At 73.9% G+C, this 24,949-nt stretch carries 7 protein-coding genes; 2 read left to right on the top strand and 5 right to left on the bottom strand.

Annotated features, from left to right (window positions below):
• The 4 genes from ACFY0X_RS36235 to ACFY0X_RS36220 all read right to left on the bottom strand — a co-directional run.
• Window positions 1-9,635, bottom strand: a 9,635-nt coding sequence (locus ACFY0X_RS36235) for an amino acid adenylation domain-containing protein (RefSeq protein ID WP_387760776.1), incomplete at its 3' end; no start/stop codon positions are given.
• A 606-nt stretch (window positions 9,636-10,241) separates the two neighbouring features.
• Complete coding sequence (locus tag ACFY0X_RS36230; RefSeq protein ID WP_387760775.1) at window positions 10,242-11,096, bottom strand: ABC transporter permease; 855 nt, start codon at window positions 11,094-11,096, stop codon at window positions 10,242-10,244.
• A 104-nt stretch (window positions 11,097-11,200) separates the two neighbouring features.
• Complete coding sequence (locus ACFY0X_RS36225; protein WP_387760774.1) at window positions 11,201-12,055, bottom strand: ABC transporter permease; 855 nt, start codon at window positions 12,053-12,055, stop codon at window positions 11,201-11,203.
• Complete coding sequence (locus ACFY0X_RS36220) at window positions 12,052-12,963, bottom strand: ABC transporter ATP-binding protein (protein ID WP_387760773.1); 912 nt, start codon at window positions 12,961-12,963, stop codon at window positions 12,052-12,054. The genes ACFY0X_RS36225 and ACFY0X_RS36220 overlap by 4 nt, the downstream gene beginning before the upstream one ends.
• A 134-nt stretch (window positions 12,964-13,097) precedes the next feature.
• On the opposite strand from ACFY0X_RS36220, the gene ACFY0X_RS36215 reads away from it, so the two are divergent.
• Complete coding sequence (locus tag ACFY0X_RS36215) at window positions 13,098-14,303, top strand: sensor histidine kinase (RefSeq protein ID WP_387760772.1); 1,206 nt, start codon at window positions 13,098-13,100, stop codon at window positions 14,301-14,303.
• Window positions 14,300-14,959 (top strand): response regulator, encoded by a 660-nt coding sequence (locus ACFY0X_RS36210; protein WP_387760771.1) that lies wholly within the window; start codon window positions 14,300-14,302, stop codon window positions 14,957-14,959. Before ACFY0X_RS36215 ends, ACFY0X_RS36210 begins: the two co-directional genes overlap by 4 nt.
• A gap of 105 nt (window positions 14,960-15,064) precedes the next feature.
• On the opposite strand, the gene ACFY0X_RS36205 is transcribed toward ACFY0X_RS36210, so the two are convergent.
• Window positions 15,065-24,925, bottom strand: coding sequence for an amino acid adenylation domain-containing protein (locus ACFY0X_RS36205; RefSeq protein ID WP_387760777.1), 9,861 nt, complete (start codon window positions 24,923-24,925; stop codon window positions 15,065-15,067).
• Window positions 24,926-24,949 lie beyond the last annotated feature (24 nt).

Genomic DNA, 24,949 nt, shown 5'->3' with positions numbered 1-24,949 from the left:
GCACCCGACAGCCGGGCCGCCAACCCCGCCACCGTCGGCGCCTCGAAGAGCACCGGCACCGGCACCTCGACGCCCAGGACCGAACGCACCCGGCTCACCAGGCTCACCGCGAGCAGCGAGTGGCCGCCGAGGTCGAAGAAGTCGTCGTCGATGCCGACGCCCTCCAGGCCCAGCACCTCGGCGAACGCCGCGCAGAGCAGCTCCTCCTGCAGGGTCGCCGGGCCACGGCCGGAGCCGCCCGTGTAGTCGGGGGCCGGCAGGGCCTTGCGGTCCAGCTTGCCGTTCACGGTCAGCGGCAGCGCGTCCAGCACCACGACAGCCGACGGCACCATGTACTCCGGCAGCGACGCCGCCACGTACTTCCGCACCGCTTCCGGGAGACCGGACGTCTCGGTGACGGTGTCCTGGTCGGGGACGACGTAGGCGACCAGGCGCCGGTCACCGGGGCGATCCTCCCGGACGACCACGGCGCTCCGGCCGACCTGGTCGTGGCCGGCGAGGACGGTCTCGACCTCGCCCGGCTCGATCCGGAACCCGCGGACCTTGACCTGCTCGTCCGCCCGGCCCACGAACACCAGCTCGCCGTCGGCCGTCCACAGGGCGAGGTCGCCCGTCCGGTACATCCGCCCGTCCGCGAACGGGCAGGCGACGAAGCGCTCCGCGGTCAGCCCCGGTCGGCCGAGGTAGCCGCGGGCCAGCCCTGGGCCGACCACGTACAGCTCGCCGGGCACGCCCTCGGGCACAGGCCTCAGGTGCCGGTCCAGCACGAAGACCTTCGCGCCGGCGATCGGTCGGCCGATCGGCACCGGGCCCCGACCGTCCGCGTCGAGGGGCTCGCTCATCGTCGCGCAGACGGTGACCTCGGTCGGACCGTAGGCGTTGACCATCCGCCGCCCCGGCGCCCACCGCTCGACCAGCTCGGGGGCGCAGGCCTCGCCCGCCACGACGAGCGTGCGCAGGCTCCGCGGCAGCCGCTCCACCGTGGCCAGCACCGACGGCGGCACGGTCGCGTGGGTGACGCCGAACTCCGCCAGCGCGTCGCTCAGCAGCCCCTTCGGCGGCAGCCGGTCCGCGCCGGCCATCACGAGCGCGGCACCCGAGAGCAGCGCCATGCAGACCTCGGAGACGGCCGCGTCGAAGCTCTGCGAGGCCAGCTGCAGCACCCGCGAGGTCGCGGTCACGCCGAAGCGGTCCACCTGGGCGGCGGCCAGCGTCCCGATTCCCCGGTGGGTCACGAGCACGGCCTTGGGCCGTCCGGTCGACCCCGACGTGTAGATCACGTAGGCCGGGTGCGAGGGCGACAGGTGGCCCGAGCGTTCCCCGTCCGACAGGGCCGCGGCGTCGAGGCGCGCGAGTTCCCGCTCCACCGACGGTTCGTCGAGCACGACCAGCGGGACCAGGACGGAGGCCGGCAGGACCTCGGCCGCCTCCCCCGAAGTGACGATCACCGACGGCGCGGCGTCGCCGAGCATGTACGCCACCCGCTCCACCGGGTAATCCGGGTCGATCGGCAGGTAGGCGCCGCCGGCCTTCACCACCGCCAGCAGCGCGACGACCAGGTCGGCACCGCGGTCCATCACCACACCGACGAGGGACTCCGGACCGACACCCCGGCCCACGAGCAGCCGCGCCAGCCGGTTCGCGCGGGCGTCCAGCTCCGCGTACGACAGCTCCTCGCCGTCGGACACCACCGCGACCGCGTCCGGCGTCCGCGCCACCTGCGCCTCGAACAGCTCGGGCAGCGTAGCCGCCTCGACGCCGGTCGCGGTGTCGTTCCACTCCTCCAGCACCCGGCGGCGGCCGGCGTCGCCGAGCACGTCCACGGCGCTGAGCCGCACCTGACGGTCCTCGGCCACCGCGGCCAGCACGCGCCCGAACCAGGACACCAGCCGCGCCACCGTCTCCGGCTCGAACAGGTCGGCCGACGCGACCAGCGAGCCGCGCAGGCCCGCCGGCGCCCCGGAGGCGTCGAAGGCCTCGCGGACACCGACCCACAGGTCACACCGCGACACCGTCGTCCCGGCGGACAGCTCGCCGGCCTCGATGCCGGACAGATCCAGCTCGGCGTCCGCCGTGTTCTCCACCGACAGCAACACCTGGCAGAGCGGGTGCCGGGACAACGACCGGGACGGCGCCAGCTCCTCGACCAGCTTCTCGAACGGGACGTCCTGGTGCTCGAACGCCGACAGGCTCGTCTCGCGCACCCGCCCCAGGACGTCGGTGAACAGCGGGTCACCGGACAGGTCGGTGCGCAGCACCAGGGTGTTGATGAAGAAGCCGACCAGGTCCTCCAGCGCCTCGTCCGTGCGGCCGGCGTTGACCGCGCCGATCGGGATGTCCGCGCCGGCACCGAGGCGGTTCAGCAGGACGGCCAGGCCCGCCTGCAGCACCATGAACATGGTCACGCCCTCGGCGCTCGCGATCTCGGCGAGCCGGGCGTGCACGTCCGCCGGGACGTCCAGCGAGGCGCTGAGCCCGCGGTGGGAGGCGACGGCGGGCCGCGGGTGGTCGGCCGGCAGGTCGAGTTCCTCGGGGAGGCCGGCGAGGTTCGCGCGCCAGAAGTCGATCTGGCGCGACAGCAGGCTGTCCGAGTCGTTCTCGTCGCCCAGCAGCTCGCGCTGCCACAGCGCGTAGTCCGCGTACTGCACCGGCAGCGGCTCCCACTCCGGCGCCCGGCCCGCGCTGCGCGCCGCGTACGCCGTCGACAGGTCGCGCGCCAGCGGCGCCCTCGACCAGCCGTCGCCGGCGATGTGGTGCATCACGACGACCAGGACGTGGACGTCCGCGCCGCCGCGGAACAGCCAGCTGCGGAAGGGCAGTTCCCCGGCCAGGTCGAAGGGGTGGTCGAACGCGGCGGAGACCGCGTCCTCCAGGTCGGCCGTGGGAACGTCCACGACCTCCAGTTCCCACGCCAGGTCGTCGGGGGCGACGACCTGCTGGTAGGGCTCGCCGTCGACGGTGACGAACACCGTCCGCAGCGCCTCGTGCCGGCCGATCACGTCGCGCAGAGCCGCGTCCAGCACCGCGCGGTCGACCGCCCCGGTCAGCCGCACCGCCACCGGGATGTTGTAGGACGCGCTCCGGCCCTCCAGCCGGCTGACGAACCAGAGGCCCCGCTGGGCGAAGGAGAGCGGCACCAGCTCCGGGCGCTCCCGGCGGGTGAGCGCCCGCCGGGCCGCCTGCGCGCCGGCGAGCCGGGCGGCGAGGCCGCCGACGGTCGGGGCCTCGAAGAGATCGCGGACCTCCACCTCGACGCCGAGGACCGTCCGGATCCGGCTGGTGAGGCGGACGGCGAGCAGGGAGTGGCCGCCGAGGGCGAAGAAGTCGTCGTCGACGCCGACCTCGGAGACCCGCAGGACCTCGGCGAACGCGTCGCAGAGCGCCTGCTCGCGCTCGTTCGCCGGCGCCCGGCCGGCCCCCGCGCCGCCCGAGAGCTCGGGCGCGGGCAGGGCCTTGCGGTCCAGCTTCCCGTTGCCGGTCAGCGGCAGCGCGTCCAGCACCACGACGGCGGACGGCACCATGTGCTCGGGGAGGCGACGCGCGGCGAACTCCCGGACGGACGACGGAAGGGCGCTCGCGTCCTCGTCCTGGTCGTCGGCGACGACGTAGGCGACCAGGCGCACGTCGCCCGGCACGTCCTCGCGGGCGATCACGGCGACCCGGGCCAGCCGGGGGTGTCCGGCGATCGCGGCCTCGACCTCGCCGGGCTCGATCCGGAAGCCGCGGACCTTCACCTGCTCGTCCGCCCGGCCCAGGTACTCGAGCCGGCCGTCGGCGCGCCAGCGGGCGATGTCGCCCGAGCGGTACATCCGGGCGCCGTCCGGCTCGAAGGGGTTGGCGACGAAGCGCTCGGCCGTCAGACCGGGACGCTTGACGTAGCCGCGCGCCAGCTGGGCGCCCGCCAGGTAGAGCTCACCCGCGACGCCCACCGGCACCGGGCGCAGCGCGGCGTCCAGCACGTACAGGCGCGTGTTCGCGGTCGGGCGGCCGACCGGCACCACCGCGCCGACCTCGTCCCCGGCCCGGACCTCGAACACCGAGCAGCCGACCGTCGCCTCCGTCGGGCCGTACTCGTTCACCACCACCGACCGGGGCGCACGCTCCAGCCAGGCCCGCACCACCGGGCCCGGCAGCGCCTCGCCCCCGACCACCCAGGTGCCTGCGGCCTCCGCGGCCTGCTCGTCCGTCAGCAGCTCGGACAGCAGCGGGAGGTGGGCGGGAACGGCCTTCACCAGGCCGAAACCGCCGTCCGTGGAGCGCAGCAGCTCGGCCAGCCCCTCGGCGCCGCCCTCACCGCTCGCCACGACTCGCGCGCCCGAGATCAGCGGCACCACCACGCTGGTCACCGTCAGGTCGAAGGCCAGCGAGGAGTGCAGCGGGGCGCCGCCTTCGGTCCGGTACGAACCGGCCGCCCACAGCGCGTAGTTGGCCAGCGCGCCGTGCGCGACCGCCACGCCCTTCGGCCGGCCCGTCGAGCCCGAGGTGTAGATCACGTACGCCAGGCCGTCGCCCGACACCGGTGCCTCGGGAGCGGTCGCGGGCAGCATCGACAGCTGGACGTCCATCAGGGCCGAGTCCACCGCGACCATCCGCGCCCGGCCGGCCGGCAGGTCCCCCAGCAGATCCTCGTCGGTCAGCGTCAGCACGGCGCCGCTGTCCGCGAGCATGAACGAGATCCGCTCCACGGGGTACGACGGGTCGATCGGCAGGAACGCCGCCCCCGCCTTCCAGGCCGCGAGGATCGCGACCACGGCCTCGACGCCCCGGGGCAGGCAGACGCCGACCACCGATTCGGCTCCGACGCCCTGTCCCTCCAGGTACCGGGCGAGTCGGTTCGCCCGCTCGTCCAGCTCCGCGAACGACACCTCGTGGCCGTCGGCGACCACGGCCACCGCATCCGGCGTACGGGCCGCCTGGGCCGCGAACAGCTCCGGTACCAGCGCCGGACCCAGTTCCACCGCCGAGGAGTTCCACTCGGTCAGCACCTGCGAGCGCTCCCGCGCGGAGAGCACGTCCACCGAGCGCAGCGGCGTGTCCGCGCCGCCGTCGAGGGCCCGCTCCAGCGCCGCCACCAGGTCGGCGGTGGCGACCTGCATCAGCTCGGCGACCGCGTGCGGGACGATCGGGGCGATGCCGTCGATCGTCACGTCGAGCGTGTCACCGTCGTCCGTCACCGCCACTGACAGCGGGTAGTTGGTCCGGTCGTGCTCGTAGACCATCCGGATGCCGCCGCCCGAGCCCTCCGGCGCGGCCGCGGGCCGGTCGGTCTCCGCGGCCCGAGCGCCGTGGCTGTGGCGGTAGTTGAAGAAGGAGGTGAACAGCGGGAGGTTGCCGGGCACACCGCTCGCGCGCTGCGCGACCGCCAGCGGGGCGTGCTCGTGCTCCAGCAGCTCGGCCAGCTGGCCGCGCATCGCCGACACGGCTTCCAGGGAGCCGAGTTCGTCGGTGCGCAGGCGGACCGGGAGGGTGTTCATGAACGGGCCCGGCACGCGGTCGGATCCGGCGCCGGCGTTCATCCGGCCGAACAGGACGGTGCCGAAGACCACGTCGGAGCGGCCGGAGAGCGCTGCGAGCACCCGCGCCCAGGCGACGTGCAGGACGGACGCCGGGCTGACGCCGATCCGCCGGGAGGTCTCCCGGATCCGGTCGGTCAGCTGCTGCGGCAGGGTGAGGCCGTCCCGGACCACTCCGCTGCCGTCGCCGCGCGCGTCGAGCAGGCCGTACGGCGCGGTCGGCTCGTCCACGTCGCCGAGCAGCTCGCCGAAGTAGCGCTCGTGCTCGGCCTCGTCGACGGCGCCGCGCGCCTGGGCCACGAAGTTGCGGAACGGGAGCGGCTCGGCGAGTTCGCCGCCGCGCCCGGTGAGGAAGGCCCGCACCTCCGCCAGCAGGACCTCCTTGGCGGTGTGGTCCTGGACCATGTGGTGCATCCGGATCAGGGCCAGCCACCGGCCGTCGTCGCCGCGCTGCGGGGCGTGGGCGGTGTGCAGGCCGATCAGCGGGGCCCGGCTGAGGTCCATCGGCGTGCTGCCGAGCTCCACGAGTTCGGCGATCGGGTCGTCCCCGTGCGGGTCGAGGGCCACCTCGGCCACCTGCAGCCCGGCCCGGCGCCACACCACCTGGACGGGTTCGCGCAGCCCGTCCCAGACGATGCCGGTGCGCAGGACGTCGTGCCGGTCGACCACCTGCTGCAGGGCTCCCAGGAAGCCGTCCAGCAGTTCGCGGGAGTCGAACTCCAGCACCGTGGGCAGGGCGTAGGCGTCGTCGCCGGCGCCGGCGAGCAGGTGGTGGAAGAGCAGGCCCTCCTGGAGGGGGGCGAGCGGGTAGACGTCCGCGATGTTCGCGGCGCCGCCCTCCACCGTGGCCGCGATCCGCTCGATCTCCTCGGCCGTGACGTCGACCAGCGGCAGCATGTCCGGGGTGATCACGGTCGCGCCGGCCGGGATCAGGTTGTCCGGCACGGCGACCTGGGTGGTGCCGCCGGCCAGCGCGAGCCCGGCCGGGGTCGGGCTCTCGAACAGCGCGCGCACGGAGACCGGGACGCCGCGCTCGCGCAGCCGCTCGACGAGCCGCACGGCGAGCAGCGAGTGGCCGCCGAGGGCGAAGAAGTCGTCGTCGACGCCGACCCGCTCCAGGCCCAGCGTCCCGGCGAACTCCTCGCAGAGGATCCGCTCCTGGCGGTTCGCCGGGGCCCGGCCGCCGACGGCGAACTCCGGGGACGGCAGCCCCTTGCGGTCGAGCTTGCCGTTGACGGTCAGCGGCAGGGCGTCCAGCAGGACGACGGCCGCCGGGACCATGTACTGCGGCAGCCTCGACCCGGCGAACTCGCGGACGGCGGATCCCAGCCCGGCCCGGTCCGCGGTGTCCGCGGGCACGACGTAGGCGACCAGGCGGACGTCGCCGGGGACGTCCTCGCGCGGGACGACGGCGGCCCGGGCGACCCCGGGGTGCGCCGCGACCACGGCCTGGACCTCGCCGGGCTCGATCCGGAAGCCGCGGATCTTGACCTGCTCGTCCGCGCGCCCGGCGAAGAGCAGCTGCCCGTCCTCGGTCCAGCGCACCAGGTCGCCGGTGCGGTAGAGCCGCTCACCGGCCTCGTAGGGGGAGGCGACGAAGCGCTCGGCGGTCAGGTCCGGGCGGCCGACGTAGCCGCGGGCCAGCTGCGCCCCGCCGATGTAGAGCTCACCGGCGACGCCGGGCGCGACCGGCTGCAGCCGGCGGTCCAGGACGTACATCCGGGTGTTGGCGACCGGGCCGCCGAAGGGCACCGCGCCGGTGCCGTCGGGGTCGACCTGCCCGACGGCGGTGATCACGGCCGCCTCGGTCGGGCCGTAGGCGTGGACGAGCCGCCGGTCGCGGGCCCAGGCCCGGGCGAGGGCGGGGTCGATGCCCTCCGAGCCGACGACCATCGCGCCGACCCCGGCCAGGTCGTCCAGGTCGAGGACGGCGAGCAGCGAGGGCACCAGGCTGGCGGAGCGGACGCCGGCCGACTCCACCAGGGCGCGCAGCAGGGCGGGCTCGGAGCGCTCGGTCGCGCTCGCCACGACCAGGGTGCCGCCGCGGGAGAGGGTGACCGCGACGTCCAGGACGGAGGCGTCGAAGTTGAACGAGGCGAACTGGAGGACCGGGACGCCCGGACCCACCTCCATCAGGGGGCCGAACACCGACACCAGGTTGGCCAGGGCGCCGTGGCCGGTGGCCACGCCCTTGGGCCGGCCGGTCGAGCCGGAGGTGTAGATGACGTAGGCCAGGGAGCCGGGGGCCACCCGGCCGTGCGGGGCCATGGCGGGCAAGGCGGCCAGTTCGGCGGCCTCCTGCGGGTCGTCGAGCCACAGCACCCGGTCGGTGTCGAGCCGGGCGGCCACGCCGTCGGCCGCGTCCCGGGTGCTGAGCACCACCCGGGCGCGGCTGTCGTCGAGGATGTGGGCGAGGCGGTCGACGGGGTGCTCGGGGTCGAGCGGGACGTAGGCGCCGCCGGCCTTCCAGACGGCGAGGATCGCGGTGACGATGTCGACGCCGCGCGGCAGGCAGAGGCCGACGACCGTCTCGGCACCCACGCCGAGCGCGGTCAGCCGGTGGGCGAGCCGGTTGGCGCGGGCGTCGAGCTCGGCGTAGCTGAGCCGAGTGCCCTCGCACACCACCGCCGCGGCGTCCGGGTTCCGCTCGACCTGCCGGGCGAACAGCTCGGGCAGCAGGCCGGGTTCCACGTCGGCCGCGGTGTCGTTCCACCCGGTCAGCAGCCGCCGGCGCTCGTCCCCGGCGAGGATGTCGACGGCGCCGGTCCGGGCCCGGGGCGCGGCGGTCAGCTGCGCCACCACGCGGGCCAGGCGCTCGGCGATGCGGGCGGCGGAGGCGGCCTCGAAGAGGTCCGCGTTGACGATGACCGAGCCGCTCAGGCCCGCCGGGGCGCCGGTCGCGTCGAAGGTCTCCTCGGCGACGACCTCCAGGTCGAACTTGGCGACGGTGCTCGTCGGGCCCTCGGCGGCGGAGGGCTCCGCGCCGGCTCCCCCGGCGACCTGCGCGCCGGCCAGGGACGCCTCGGCGCGGGCGAGGTTCTCCACGCTGAGCATGACCTGGAAGAGCGGGTGACGGGCGAGCGTGCGGGTCGGGGCGAGCTCCTCGACGAGCTTCTCGAAGGGGACGTCCTGCCGTTCGAAGGCGGACAGGTCCGTCTCGCGCACCCGGGCCAGCAGCTCGGTGAAGGTCGGGTCGCCGGACACGTCGGTGCGCAGCACGAGGCTGTTGATGAAGAAGCCGACCAGGTCGCGCAGGCCGACGTCGGTGCGGCCGGCCACCGCGGTGCCGATCGGCAGGTCCTCGCCGGCGCCGAGCTTGGACAGCAGCACCGCGAGGGCGGCCTGCAGCGCCATGAAGACGGTCACGCCCTCGGCGCGGGCCAGCTCGACGAGCCGCGCGTGCACCTCGGCGGGGATCTCCAGCGGGGTGCGGTGGCCGCGGTAGGAGGCCACCGGGGGCCTGGTGCGGTCGTACGGGAGCTCCAGCTCCTCCGGGGCGCCGCTCAGGGCGTCACGCCAGTGGGAGACCTGTCGGGACATCAGGCTCGCGGGGTCGGCCGGGTCGCCGAGCAGTTCGCGCTGCCAGAGGGTGTAGTCGGCGTACTGGACGTCCAGCGGCTCCCAGTCGGGCGCCCGGCCCGCGCGGCGGGCGGCGTAGGCGGCGGAGACGTCGTCGGCCAGCGGGCGCAGCGAGTAGCCGTCGCCGGCGATGTGGTGCACCACCACGGCCAGCACGTGTTCCGCCGGGCCGGTGGTGAACAGCCAGGCGCGGATGGGCAGTTCGGCGGAGAGGTCGAAGGCGGTGGCGGCCGCGTCGGCGAGCGCGCGATCGAGCTCGGCCCGCACCGCGGCCGGGTCGCCGCCGGTCAGGTCGACCCGGTGGAGGTCCCAGTCCAGGTCCTCGACGGCGTGGATGTCCTGGTAGGGCTCGCCGTCGACGACGGCGAAGGTGGTCCGCAGGACCTCGTGGCGCTCGAGGACGTCGCGCAGGGCCGCGGCGAGGGCGTCCCGGTCGACTTCGCCGACCAGCGGCAGCGCGAGGGGGATGTTGTAGTGCGCGCTCGGCCCCTCGACCTGCTGAATGAACCACAACCGACGCTGCGCGTATGACAACGGAACCATCAGGACCCCTCCTGCTTACGTCCTCGCCGCGACGTCGGCCGAGGCTGACTGGTGAACTCCGGCTGTTCGCCCCGCCCGCCGGCCGGCACGAATGGCAGCGGCGGAGGGCAGGGCTGTACGGACCGTCCGGAAATCGCTCCGTCCGGCCGGTTCACACAACCGTTGGTACACGGACCCTCGCTCGATCACGGCTTCCGGCAGCACCGCGTCGAGACGGTTGCCGGCCTGGGCGAGAGGTCCCCTTATCTAGGTGTTTCGACAGCGTGGAGCGCCGTTTTCCCCGGCAGTCACTATGACCCACGGCTCGACTGATGATCAATGTTCGGCCCGCGTGCGAGGGGCCGGTCCGGGCGGCGCGATCACGGCCGTCGGAGGGGAATGCGGCCGCCCTGTTCAACTGCCTTCACAGGGGCAGTTGAACAGGGCGGAAAACCCGGGCCGCGCGAATTCTTGACAAACGGACGACCCGGGGATTCACGGATCAGGGAGGCGGGGCGGTTCACCGGTCCGCGATCAGGACCGCGCATTCGCGGCAACGGAAGCAGCACGGAAAAGGCGCGGGCCGAATCGGCCCGCGCCTGCGCGACGGTGTCGGGCGAAACCCCCTCACTGGTCCCGGCGGTTCGCGGAGAAGGCGGCCAGCGTCGCGGCGGCCAGCGCCCAGACGACGAGGACGAGAGCGGCTCCCCCGTCCGTCCAGGGCCACTCCGAGGCCGGGGACTGGCCGTGGCCGATGCGGTCCCAGGCCTGCATGACCGTCATGTGCAGGAGGCTCACGCTGAGGTGGCTGCGGTCGTTCAGCAGCGAGGGGAGGACGAAGAGCAGGGCGACCGTCGCCACCATGGTGATCACGCTGTGCCGTACCACCGCCGCCACCGCCATGCCCACGAGGGCGGCGATCGGGGCGAGCAGCGCGGAGGCCACGATCAGGCGCAGGATCCCGGGGTGCCCGAGGCCGACGGCGAGGTCCTGACGGGACAGGACGACCTGGGCGGCACCGTACGAGGCCAGCGCCACGCCGGCGCCGAACAGGGTCGTGGCCACGGCGACCACCGCCAGCTTCGCGGCCATCACCGAACTGCGGGCCGGAACCGCCGTGAAGGTCGTCCGGATCATGCCGGAGGTGTACTCACCGAGGACCGTGATGGCCCCGATCGCCCCGGCGCCGATGATCAGCATCGTGGCGGCGCCGTACGGGAACGCCTCCGCCAGCGGTCCGAGCGTCCGGAAGAGCTCCCGCTGCGGCTCGCCGGCCCGGGCGTACTCGTCGACGTCTCCCAGGGCGATGGAGACGGTGCTGGTGAGGACCAGTGCCGCGGTGGCGATGAAGGCCCACGGGGTCGACCTCAGCGACCACAGCTTGATCCATTCAGCGGCGAACAGGTCACCGAAACGGGCCCTGGGCTCCGGGGGTGACACAGCGGGCACCACGGTCGTCTCCGTCGTCGTCGGCGCAGTCACGTGCTCTCTCCTGCGAGGTGCTCGGCCCTGTCGGCGGTCGCTCCCACGAGCGCCTCCAGCGTGCCGGTTCGGTCGGTCGAGTCGTTCGGCGGTGGGTACACCGCTCACTGGTCCCGGTGGCTCGCCGTGTAGACGGTCAGCGCCCCGGCGACCAGCGACCAGACGGCGAGCACGACGCACGCGCCGCCCACCGTCCACGGCCACATCTCCGTGGTCGCCTGCTCGTGGCCGATGCGCTGCCAGGCCTGCGAGATCGTCATGTGCACGAGGCTCGCACCGAACTGGCTCCGGCTGTTCAGCATCGAGGGAATCACGAAGAGCACGGCGATCGTCGCCACGATGGTGAGCACGCTGTGCCGGATCACCGCGGCGATCCCCATGCCCACCAGCGCCGACACCGGAGCCAGCACCGCGGAGGCCACGAGCAGGCGCAGGATCCCGGGGTGCCCGAGGCCGACGGCGGCGTCCTGGCCGGACAGCACCGCCTGGGCGGCGCCGTACGAGGCCAGCGCCGTGGCCACGCCCAGGACGGTCGTGGCCACGGCGACCACCGCCAGCTTCGCGGCCATCACCGAACTGCGGGCCGGAACCGCCGTGAAGGTCGTCCGGATCATGCCGGAGGTGTACTCACCGAGGACCGCGATGGCACCGATCGCCCCGGCGCCGACGATCACCATCGTGGCGGCGCCCTGGGAGAACGTGGCCGCCACCGACCCGAAGGCGCGGTAGTACGCCTTCTGGTCGTCGTCGAAGCCGGCGAAGTGCTGCGCGTCCGACATGGCGCCGAAGAGGGTGATCGTCAGGACCAGCAGCACCGTGGCGGCGAAGGCCCACGGGGTCGACCTCAGCGACCACAGCTTGATCCACTCGGCGGCGACCAGGTCACCGAAACGGGCCTTGGGCTCCAGCGGGGGCACGACCGGCGCCCCGGCCGTCTTCGAGGTCGTCGGCGCGGTCACTTCTTCTCCCCCGCGAGGTACTCGACGCTGTCGGCAGTCAGCTCCATGAACGCCTCCTCCAGCGAGCTGGTGTGGTTGGTCAGTTCGTTCACCAGGATGCGGTTCTGGAACGCGATCTCGGCGATCCGGTCCCCGTCCAGTCCGACCACCGTGAGCCTCCCGTCGGCCTCGCGCTCCACCTGCGCCCCCTCGGAGACCAGCAGGGGCTGCAGCGCCGCCGGGTCCGGCGTGCGGACCACCACGCTCCGACGGGCACCGCGGGCCGCGAAGTCCGCCACGCTCTCCGCGGCGATCAGCTCGCCCTTGCCGAGGACGATGAGCTGCTCGGCGGTGTGCTCCATCTCGGACATCAGGTGGCTGGACACGAAGACCGTGCGCCCCTCGGCCGCCAGTCGGCGGAACAGGCCGCGCACCCAGTGCACGCCCTCCGGGTCGAGCCCGTTGAGCGGCTCGTCGAAGAGCAGCACCGGCGGGTCGCCGAGCAGTGCGGTGGCGATGCCGAGGCGCTGGCGCATGCCGAGCGAGAACCCGCCGATCCGGCGGTCCGCCGCGTCCACGATGCCGGCCTCCCGGAGCACCTCCTCCACCCGGCTGCGCGGGATGGCGTTGCTGCGGGCCAGCGCCCGCAGGTGGGCCCGGGCGGTGCGCCCGCCGTGCACGTCGCCGGCGTCCAACAGGGCGCCGACGTGCCGCAGTCCGCGGGGCAGCGAGCGGAACGGGCGGCCGTCCACGGTGACGGTGCCGCTGGTGGGGGTGTGCAGACCGAGGATCATCCGCAGGGTGGTGCTCTTGCCGGCTCCGTTGGGGCCGAGGAAGCCGGTCACCTGGCCCGGATTGACGGTGAAGGTCAGGTTGTTGACTGCCAGCTTCTTGCCGTAGCGCTTCGTCAGCTCGTGGACTTCGATCATGCGATCCATCGTGCCGTCGGCGCGGTGTTCAGTGCATCAGACCAGTGGTGACACTTCCGCGGGCCGGCGTGTCAACCACGGCATGACACCCGTGGTCCGATGTCCGGCCGGGAGCGCCTGGCTACCATCGCCGTATGTACGCCACGATGACTCTCCCGCGGTTGAAGCGCGTGCCACCGGGCGCCTGGACGGCCCTCACCTGGCTGGTGGTCACCGTCTACCCCACGCTGCTCGTCGGGCAGGGCGGAGCCGCCGCCTGGTTCAACAGCATCGCCATGGGCGGCCGCACGGCGACGAGCCGCGACTGGAACATGGTGGCCGTGGCGGCGCTGGTCGCCCTGGCCGGCAGTGCGCTGCTGACCCGCCGGCCGCTGGCCGGCCTCGCCCTGTTGATCACCGCCTCGGTCGGAGTGACCAACGGCTGGTCGTACGGGTCCCAGTTCCCGCCGCTGCAGTTCATCTCGGCGGACATCGCCCTGCTCGTCATCACGGCCACCCGCCCCCGGCGCACGGCGCGCATCGCGGCCGGCATGCTGATCGGCGTCCTGGTCCTGCACGTCGGCATGGTCCCCCGCACCGACACCAGCGACGCCCAGGGAGCGGTGCTGCTGGCCGTCATCGCCCTGCTGATCGGGCGCTCGATGCACCAGGCCCGCGACCACGCGGAACAGCTCAGGACCGAGGCCGCCGCCCAGGCGGTCACCACCGAGCGGCTGCGGATCGCCCGCGAACTGCACGACATGGTCGCGCACACCATCGGCATCGTCGCCCTGCAGGCGGGCGCCGCCCGCCGGGTCATCGAGACCCAGCCGGACCGGGCCCGGACCGCGCTGGGCGAGATCGAGACGGCGAGCCGGGAGACGCTGTCCGGGCTGCGCCGGATGCTCGTCGCGCTCCGCCAGCCCGAGCCGGGCTCCAGTGCCGAGCGGGTCCCGATGGAGCCCGGGCCCGGCCTGGCGAACGTCGACCAGCTCGCGGCGACCACCACGGCCGCCGGCGTCCGGGTCGACGTGCGGTGGAGCGGCGAGCGGCGCCACCTCCCCCCGGAGATCGACATGTCGGCCTTCCGGATCATCCAGGAGGCGGTCACCAACGTGACGCGGCACGCGGACACCAAAGCCTGCCAGGTGTCCATCGACTGCCAGGCGTCGGAGCTGTCCATCGAGGTCCTCAACCGGGGCCACCAGCACTCCCCGGGCAGCACCACCGGGTCCGGCTTCGGGCTGGTGGGCATGCGCGAGCGGGTCGGCCTGCTGCACGGCGAGTTCTCCGCCGCACCACTACCCGAGGGAGGCTTCCGCGTGGCCGCCCGTCTTCCCGTTCCGGAAGGAGTCCGATGACGATCCGAGTGGTGCTGGCCGACGACCAGCCGCTGGTGCGCGCCGCCCTGCAGATGGTGATCGCCGACGCCCCCGATCTGGAGGTCGTCGGCGAGGCCGGCGACGGCGCCGAGGCGGTGGAGCTGACGGCCGCGCTGGACCCCGATGTCGTGGTGATGGACATCCGGATGCCCGGCATGGACGGTCTGGAGGCGACCCGGAAGATCACCGAGGGCCCGGCCAAGGCCCAGATCGTGGTGCTCACCACCTTCGACGACGACGACTACATCTACGGCGCCCTCCAGGCCGGCGCCTCCGGATTCCTGGTCAAGGACATGGCCCTGGACGAGATCCTGGCCGCAGTACGGGTGGTCGCCGGCGGCGACGGGCTGATCGCCCCCAGTGTCACCCGGCGGCTGATCAAGGAGTTCGCGGGCCGCCCGTCGGCCTCCGGTGCCGCCAAGCCGCGGCGGACCATCACCGGTATCACCGACCGCGAGCGCGAGGTCCTCACCCTGGTCGCCCAGGGACTGTCCAACACCGAGCTGGCCGAGCACCTGGTGATCAGCGTCGCCACCGCCAAGACCTACGTCACCCGGCTGCTGGCCAAACTCAACGCCCGCGACCGGGTCCAGCTGGTGATCATCGCCTACGAGGCCGGCCTGGTGACCCCGTAGGCCCGGCGGGTCCCGCCCCCGACGGCCGGCCGCCGCATCCGCTTCCACGGACTGCGGCGGCCGGCCGTCGGCGTTCGCCCGACCGGTCCGGTCAGTGCGGTGTCATCACCGCCCGCCCCGGTCACGCATCGGCCGCAGGGCCGGCCGGGTCGACTTCTCGGTCCCGAGCTGCTGCGCGAGTCCCGCCACGGTCGGCGAGTCGAACAGCGCCCGGATGGGGACGTCGACCTCCAGTACGGCACGGATCCGCGCGACGAGTTCGACCGCCAGCAGGGAGTGCCCGCCGAGTTCGAAGAAGTCGTCGTCGACGCCCACCTTCGCCAGCCCCAGCACCTCGGCGAAGGCCTGGCACAGGAGCTCCTCCTGCCGGTTGGCCGGGGCCCGGCCGGTGCCCGCGCCGGCCGCGTAGTCCGGGGCCGGCAGGGCCTTGCGGTCCAGCTTCCCGTTGCCCGTCAGCGGCAGCGCCTCCACGAGCACGACGGCGGACGGGACCATGTACTCCGGCAGCCGCTGCGCGGCGAAGCTCCGCAGCTGCTCCGGCAGGCCGTCGGCCTCGTCGTCGGCGACGACGTACGCCACCAGACGCACGTCACCCGGCACGTCCTCCCGGGCCACCACCGCCGCCCGCGCGACCTGCGGATGCGCGGCGACGACGCTCTCGACCTCACCCGGCTCGATCCGGAACCCGCGGACCTTCACCTGCTCGTCCGCACGCCCCAGGAACTCCAACTGCCCATCGGCACGCCAGCGGGCGATGTCGCCCGAGCGGTACATGCGGGCGCCGCCCGGCTCGAAGGGGTTGGCGACGAAACGCTCCGCCGTCAGACCGGGCCGCCTGACGTACCCGCGCGCCAACTGAGCACCCGCGATGTACAACTCACCCGCCACACCCGGCGCCACCGGACGCAGCCCGTCGTCCAGCACATACAGCCGCGTGTTCGCCACCGGACGACCGACCGGCACCACCGAGCCGACCTCGTCACCCGCGCGGACCTCGAACACCGCGCAGCCGACCGTCGCCTCCGTCGGACCGTACTCGTTCACCACCACCGAGCCCGGGGCCTTGGCCAGCAGGTCCCGCACCACACCGGCCGGCAGCGCCTCACCACCGACGACCCACCGGCGCGCCGCCTTCGCCAACTGCCCCTCCGACAACATGCCGGACAACAGCGGGAGATGAGCGGGGACGGCCTTCACCAGGCCGAAACCGCCGCCATCGCGCAGCAGCTGCGCCAGGCCCTCGGCCCCGCCCTCACGGCTGACCACCACCGGCGCGCCCGAGATGAGCGGCACCACCACACTGGTCACCGTCAGGTCGAACGCCAGCGACGAGTGCAGCGGCGCACCACCCTCCGTCCCGTACGAACCAGCCGCGAACCGCGTGTAGTTGGCGAGACCGCCGTGCGTGACCGCCACTCCCTTCGGCCGACCCGTCGACCCCGACGTGTAGATCACATACGCCAGCGAGTCCGCCGACACCTCGACGACAGGCGCCGTCTCCGGCTGAGCGGACAGCTGCATCACCATCAGCGCGCTGTCCACCGCCACCAACCGGTTGCGCCCCGCCGGCAGTTCGTCCAGCACCTCCTCATCGGTGAGCGTCAGCACCGCGCCACTGTCCGCCAGCATGAACGAGATCCGCTCCGCCGGGTACGACGGGTCGATCGGCAGATAGCCCGCGCCCGCCTTCCACGCGGCGAGGACCGCCACCACCGCGTCCACACCGCGCGGCAGGCAGACACCCACCAACGACTCCGCACCCACACCCTGGCCGAGCAGGTAGTGCGCCAGCCGGTTCGCCCGCGCGTCAAGCTCCGCGAACGACACCTCCACGCCATCCGCGACCACCGCCACCGCTTCCGGCGTCCGCGCCACCCGCTCCGCGAACAGCCCCGGCACCAGCACCGAACCGAAGTCCACCGCAGTGTCGTTCCACTCGGTGAGGACGCGTCGGCGCTCGTCCGCCTCCAGGACGTCGACCGCGCTCAGCCGAACGCCCGGATCGGCGGCCACCAACTCCAGCACCCACACCAGGCGCTCCGCGATCCGCCCCACGCTGTCCGCCTCGAACAGGTCCGCCGCACCGACCACCGCGCCGTACACGCCGGCGGGTGCGCCCTGCGCGTCGAAGGCCTCGCCCAGCAGCACGTCCAGGTCGAAGCGGGCCGACGTGGCGGCGCCGGTGGCCACCCCGCTGACGCCCGCGCCCGGCAGGTCGAGGACCGCCCGCTCGTTGTTCTGCATGGTGAACACGGTCTGGAACAGCGGGTGCCGCCCCATCGACCGGGCCGGCGCCAGTTCCTCCACCAGCCGCTCGAACGGCACGTCCTGGTGCGCGAACGCCTCCAGGCTGCGCTCGCGGACCCGGCCGAGCACCTCACGGAACGTCGGATCACCCGACAGGTCCGCCCGCACCACCAGCGTGTTCACGAAGAACCCGACCAGATCGTCCAACGCCGCATCCGTACGGCCCGCGTTCGCCGCACCGATCGGCACATCCGTACCCGCACCCAGCCGCGACAACAGCACCGCCAACGCCGACTGCAGCACCATGAACATCGTCACGCCCTCGGCCCGCGCCACCCGCGCCAACTCCGCGTGCAGCACCGCCGGAACCGCCACCGGCACCTCATGACCCCGGTTCGACGCCACCGCCGGACGGACATGGTCCACCGGCAGCGCCAACTCCTCCGGAACTCCCGCCAACGCACCACGCCAGTAATCGATCTGACGTGACATCAGGCTCTCCGGGTCACCGGCGTCACCCATCAGCTCACGCTGCCACAGCGCGTAGTCGGCGTACTGCACCGGCAACGGCGCCCACTGCGGCGCCCGGCCCGCGCTGCGCGCCGCGTACGCCACCGACAGGTCCCGGGCCAGCGGTGCCCACGACCAGCCGTCACCGGCGATGTGGTGCACCACGACGACCAGCACCCGGTCCTGCGGCCCGGCCTCGAACAGCCAGGCCCGGATCGGCGCCTCCGCCGACAGGTCGAACAGGTGCCCGGCGGCCCCCGCCACGGCGGCGTCCAACCCCTCCGGCGCCACCTCGACCACCGACAGCTCCCAGTCCAGCTCCTCGACCGGGACGATCCGCTGCCAGGGCTCGCCGTTCTGCGTCGGCAGCACGGTGCGCAGCACCTCGTGCCGGCCGAGGACGTCCCGCAGGGCCGCGCCGAGGGCGTGGCGGTCGATCTGCGCCGGGAGCTTCAGCGCCATCGGGATGTTGTACGCGGCGCCGGCGTCCTGGAGCTGGCCGATGAACCACATCCGGCGCTGCGCGAAGGACAGCGGGATCCGGTCGGGGCGTTCCATCGGCGTCAGGGCCGGCCGGTTCTGCCCGTCGTCCGTGAGCCGCGCGGCCAGTGCCGCGACGGTCGGCGCGTCGAACAGGAGCCGGATGTCCACGTTCACGCCGAGCACGGCCCGGACCCGGCTGGCCAGGCGGACGGCGAGCAGGGAGTGGCCGCCGAGGGCGAAGAAGTCGTCGTCCACACCGACGCTCTCCACGCCGAGGACCTGGGCGAAGACGCCGCAGAGCAGTTCCTCGCGCGGGTTGGCCGGGAGCCGGCCCGCGGCGGAGCGCTCCTCGGGGGCAGGCAGGGCCTTGCGGTCCAGCTTGCCGTTCACGGTGATCGGCAGGGCGTCCAGCACCACGACGGCCGACGGCACCATGTACTCCGGCAGCCGCTCGGCGGCCAGTCCGGTGAGCAGCGCGGGCAGGTCGGCGTGCGGGCCGTCGGCGGCGACGACGTAGGCGACCAGGCGCTTCTCGCCGGGCTCGTCCTCGCGGACGACCACGGCGGCCTGGGCCACCCCCGGGTGCGAGGCCATCACGTTCTCGATCTCGCCGGGTTCGATCCGGAAGCCGCGGATCTTCACCTGGTCGTCGGTACGGCCGGCGAAGACGAGACGCCCGTCCGCCGTCCAGCGGGCCCGGTCGCCCGTGCGGTAGAGCCGCTCCCCCGACTCGCCGAACGGGTTCGCCACGAACCGCTCCGCCGTCAGGCCAGGACGCCCCAGGTAGCCGCGCGCCAGACCCACACCCGCCACGTACAGCTCACCCGGCACACCCACCGGCACCGGCGCCAGGAACTCGTCCAGCACGAACACCCGGGTGTTCACCACCGGCGAGCCGATCGCCACCTCCCCCGCCACCGGGTCGCAGCGCCACAGCGTCGCGTCCACCGTGGTCTCGGTCGGACCGTAGGAGTTGTACAGCCGGTGACCACGCGCCCAGCGCGCCATCACCTCCGGGGGACAGGCCTCACCAGCGGTCACCAGCACCACGTCCGCGCCGATCGACCCCTCGTCGAGGGTCGCCAGCACCGCCGGGGGCAGCGTCACGTGCGTGACCCGCTGCTCCGCGAGGAACTGCGGCAGGGCCTCGCCCAGCCGGCGCTCCTGCGGGATCACCACCAGGGCCGCGCCGCTCAGCAGCGCCATCAGCCACTCCCAGCCGAAGGTGTCGAAGCCCGCCGAAGCGAACTGGCCCACCCGCGACCCGGCACCGACCCCCAGGTAGCGGACATGGCCCGCCACCAGACTCGCCACACCCGCGTGCGACACCAGCACACCCTTCGGGCGCCCCGTCGAACCCGAGGTGTAGATCACGTACGCCGGGTTCTCCACCCGCACCACCGGGGTGGCCGGCGGCTCCTCCTCCAGCGCCGCCGGCTCCGCCACCGTCTCGGGCGCGTCCACCAGCACCACCGGGCCCGGCACGACCGCCGCCGTGCCCGAGGAGGCGAGCACCACGGCGGGCCGGGCGTCCTCCAGCATGTACGCGATGCGGTCCACCGGGTAGGCCGGATCGATCGGCATGTACGCACCGCCGGCCTTCGCCACCGCGAGCAGCGCCACCATCAGCTCGACGCCGCGCTCCAGGCAGACTCCGACGATCGACTCCGCACCCACGCCCCGGCCCGCGAGGTACCGCGCCAGGCGGTCCGCCCGGGCGTCCAGCTCGCCGTACGAGACCTCGACACCGTCGGCGGCCACGGCCACCGCGCCCGGATCCCGCGCCACCTGCGCCGCGAACAGCTCCGCCACCGTGCCCGAGGGCACCTCGGCGTCGGTCGCGTTCCACTCCACCAACAGCCGCTCGCGCTCGGCGGCGCCCAGCACGTCCACCGCGCTCAGCCGAACCCGCGGGTCACCGGTCAGCGCGTCCAGCACCTGCACCAGCCGGGCCACCAGACGCGCCGCGGAGGCCTCGTCGAGCAGGTCCGCCGCCGCGGTCACCGAACCCAGCACACCGGCCGGGGCGCCCTGCTCGTCGAACACCTCGGACACGATGACGTCGAGGTCGAACCGGGCGAGCGGTCGGCCGGCCGCGCGCTGCGCGACCCGCAGGCCGGGCAGCTCCAGCACCGCCGCCTCGGTGTTCTGCAGCGTGAGCATCACCTGGAACAGCGCGTGGCGGGCCATCGAGCGGTTCGGCGCCAGCTCCTCCACCAGCCGCTCGAACGGCACGTCCTGGTGCGCGAACGCCTCCAGGCTGCGCTCGCGGACCCGGCCGAGCACCTCACGGAAGGTCGGGTCGCCGGACAGGTCGGTGCGCACCACCAGGGTGTTGAGGAAGAAGCCGACCAGGTCGTTGAGCGCGTCGTCGGTCCGGCCGGCGTTGGGCGAGCCGATCGGGATGTCCGTGCCGGCGCCCAGGCGCGAGAACAGCACCGCCAGGGCGGCCTGCAGCACCATGAACACCGTCACGCCCTCGGCCCGGGCCAGCTCCACCAGCCGGGCGTGCACCTCGGCGGGGACCGCGACCGGCACCTGGTGGCCGACGTGCGAGGGCACCGCCGGGCGCGGGCGGTCGAAGGGCAGCTCCAGCTCCTCCGGTGCCCCCGCCAGCGCACCGCGCCAGTAGTCGGCCTGGCGGGAGATCAGGCTCTCCGGGTCGCGCTCGTCACCCAGCAGACCGCGCTGCCACAGCGCGTAGTCCGCGTACTGGACGGGCAGCGGTGCCCACTGCGGCGCCCCGCCCGCGCGGCGCGCCGCGTAGGCCACCGAGAGGTCGCGGGCCAGCACGCCCGTCGACCAGCCGTCACTGGCGATGTGGTGGATCGTCACCACCAGGACCTGCTCCTCGGGAGCGGTCCGCAGGAGCGACACCCTGATCGGCAGCTCGGAGGCCAGGTCGAACAGGTGCCCCGAGGCCTCGGCCACCGCCGAGTCCAGGGCCCCGGCCGCCACCTCGGCCACCGAGAGCCGCCAGTCCAGGCCCTCCGCCGGCAGGACGACCTGGTACGGCTCGTCGTCCACCACCGGGTAGACCGTGCGCAGCACCTCGTGCCGGCCGATCACGTCCAGCAGCGCCGCGTTCAGGGCGTCCTCGTCGAGCCGGCCGAGCAGCCGCAGCGCGACCGGCACGTTGTAGGTCGCGCTCGGGCCCTCCAACTGCCCGAGGAACCACAGGCGGTGCTGGCCGTACGACAGCGGGACCCGCTCCGGGCGTTCACCCGCCGTCAGCGCCGTCCGCGCCGTCCCGGCGTCCGTCAGACCGGCCGCCAGACCCGCCGCCGTGGGGGCGTCGAACAGCAGCCGCAGCGGCACCTCGACCCCGAGGACGGTACGGATCCTGCTCACCAGCCTGGTGGCCAGCAACGAGTGGCCGCCGAGGGCGAAGAAGTCGTCGTCCACACCGACCTGCGGCAGACCCAGCACCTGGGCGAACACGCCGCACAGCAGCTCCTCCTGGAGCGTGGCCGGGCCGCGGCCGCTGCCGGTCGCGTACTCCGGGGCCGGCAGGGCCCTCTGGTCGAGCTTGCCGTTCACGGTCAGCGGCAGCGCGTCCAGCACCGTCACGGCGGACGGCACCATGTACGCGGGGAGCCGCTCGGCGACGAATTCCCGCACCGCGGCGGGAAGTCCGGCTGCGGCACCGGCACCCTCGGCGGCGACCACGTACGCGGCCAGCAGGGCGTTCCCCGCCGCCTCGCGCCTCACCACGACGGCCGCCTGCGCGACCCGCGGGTGCGCGGCGACCGCGGACCGGACCTCGCCCAGCTCGATGCGGAAGCCGCGGACCTTCACCTGCTCGTCCGCCCGGCCGAGGTACTCCACCTCGCCGTCCGCGTTCCGGCGCACCAGGTCACCCGTGCGGTAGAGCCGCTCGCCCGTACCGAAAGGCGAGGCGACGAACCGCTCCGCCGACAGGGCGGCCCGGCCCACGTACCCCCGGGCCAGGCCGGCACCCGCCAGGTACAGCTCACCGGCCGCGCCCGTCGGGACCGGCGACAGCGCGCCGTCCAGCACGAACGCCCGGGTGTTGCCGATCGGCACACCGATCGGCACCAGCGCCACGCCGGGCCGCGCCCGCCAGCTCAGCGCGTCCACGGTCGTCTCGGTCGGACCGTAGGTGTTGAACAGCTGCCGCCCGTCGGCCCAGCGGTCCACCAGCTCCGGCGAGCACGCCTCACCGCCGACCTCGAGCACGACCTCCGCACCGATCGAACCGACGTCCAGGCCCGCCAGCACCGCCGGCGGCAGGGTGGCGTGCGTCACCCCGGACTCCGCGAAGAAGTCCGCCAGTTCCCCACCCAGTCGCCGGTTCGGCGGAACCACCACCAACGTCGCGCCGTAGGTCAGGGCCAGCGACCACTCCAGGCAGAAGTTGTCGAAGCTCACCGACGCGAACTGCGCCACCCGGGAACCCGGACCGGCCCCGAAGCGCGCCAGCGCCGCCACCGTGTTGGCGAACGCTCCGAGCGGGATGCCCACGCCCTTCGGCCGACCCGTCGACCCCGAGGTGTAGATCACGTACGCCAGCTGCCCGGGCAGTGCCGCGGGTCGTCCGGCCAGGGCCGATCCGGCCGGTTCCCGGAGCACCTCCGGGGAGTCGACGAGCACCACCGGAGCACCCACCCCGGCCACCACCCCGGCCGTGGCCGCCGAGGCCAGCACCAGCGCCGGTGCCGCGTCCTCGACCATGAACGCGATCCGCTCGGCCGGGTACTCCGGATCGATCGGCAGGTACGCACCGCCCGCCTTCATCACCGCGAGCACCGCGACGACCAGGTCCACGCCCCGCCCCAGAGCGAGTGCGACGACCGACTCCGGGCCCGCTCCCCGGGCCGCCAGATGGTGCGCCAGGCGGTTCGCCCGGGCGTCCAGCTCCGCGTACGACACCTCCGCGCCGTCGGCCACGACCGCCACCGCGTCCGGGGTCCTGGCCGCCCACTCCTCGAACTGCCCGATCACGGATACCGGGGACACCTCGGCCACCGTGTCGTTCCACTCGGTGAGGACCCGCCGCAGCTCGTCCTCGGCCAGCACCGGAAGGGTGCTCAGCCGCTGGTCCGCGCCACCCGCCAGCGCCGTCTCCAGCGCGCCGGCCAGCTGCTCGGCCGCCGTGCGCAGCAGCACGCCCACCGCCCGCGGGTCGATCGGGGCCACCGCGTCGACGGCCAGCGCGATCGAGTCGCCGTTGTCGTCGACCGACACGCTCAACGGGTAGTTGGTGCGCTCCTGCGCGAAGACCTGCCGGATGTCGGAGAAGTCGTCGGCCTGAGCCGGCGCCGCACTCGGGGCCGCGTTGTGGCGGTAGTTGAAGAGCGAGGTGAACAGGGGCACGTCGGCACCGACCCCGCTGGCCCGCTGCGCCACGGACAACGACGCGTGCTCGTGCTCCAGCAGCTCGGCCAGCTGGCGGCGCATCGCCGACACGGCCGCCAGCGCCCCCAGCTCGCCGGTACGGACGCGCACCGGAAGGGTGTTGATGTACGGGCCGAGCACCTGTCCCGAGCCCGCTCCCGCACTCATGCGGCCCAGGAGCACGGTGCCGAAGACGACGTCCTGGCGGTCCGAGACCGCCGCGAGCACCCGGGCCCACGCGACGTGCATCAGCGTCGCCGCACTGGTGCTCAGGCGCCGGGCGATCTCGCGCAGCCGGTCGTTCAGTTCCGGCTCGAACGGCACGACGGCCGTCGCCGCGGTGGCGCCGTCACCCCGCACGTCGGCCATGCCGTACGGGGCGGTGGGCTCGTCGACGTCCCCCAGCAGCTCCGTGAAGTACCGCTCGTGCCCGGCGCGGGCGCCTGCGGCGCCGGCCTGCGCGACGAAGTTCCGGAACGGCAGCGGCTGCGGCAGTTCGGCGCCGCGTCCGGTCATGAAGGCCGCCACCTCGCCGAGCATGGCCTCCAGTGCCGTGTGGTCCTGCACCATGTGGTGCAGCCGCACCAACACGAGCCGACGGTCCGTGCCGGGGACCACCGCGACGTGAACGGTGATCAGTGGAGCGCGGCCCAGGTCCATCGACGAGCCCACCCGTGTCACCAGCTCGGCCACCGGGTCGGCGCTCTGCGGGTCGACTGCCATCTCGGTGACCGTCAGGGCGGCGTGGCGCCAGACCACCTGCACGGGCTCGCGCAGACCCTCCCAGACGATCGAGGTCCGGTAGATGTCGTGCCGGTCGATCACCTGCTGGAACGCCTGGACGAACGCGTCGAGCCGCTGCGGCGAGTCGAACTCCAGGACCGCCGGGAGGACGTAGGCGTCCTCGCCGCCGTCTGCGAGGAGGTGGTGGAAGAGCAGGCCCTCCTGGAGCGGAGCCAGCGGGTAGACGTCCGCGACGTTCGCCGCACCGCCCTCGACGGTGGCGACGATCCTGGCGATCTCCTCGGCAGTCAGCTCGACCAGCGGCAGCATCTCCGGGGTGATCGCGATCGCGTCGGCGGGGATCAGGTTGTCGGGGACCTCGATCTGGACCGCACCGGTGGAGGCGGCCAGCCCGGCCGGGGTCGGGGACTGGAAGAACGACCGTACGGAGACGGAGACACCCAGCCGGCGGAGGTGCTCCACCAGGCGGACGGCGAGGAGGGAGTGGCCGCCGAGGGCGAAGAAGTCGTCGTCCACGCCGACGTTCTCCACGCCGAGGACCTCGGCGAAGGCTGCGCAGACGAGTTCCTCGCGGGCGTTGGCCGGGCCTCGACCGGAGCCCGCGGTGAACGCGGGGGCGGGCAGGGCCTTGCGGTCCAGCTTGCCGTT

Source organism: Kitasatospora sp. NPDC001547 (assembly GCF_042894165.1).
Taxonomy (GTDB): Bacteria; Actinomycetota; Actinomycetes; order Streptomycetales; family Streptomycetaceae; genus Kitasatospora.
This window is presented reverse-complemented; position numbering and strand designations above follow the sequence as displayed.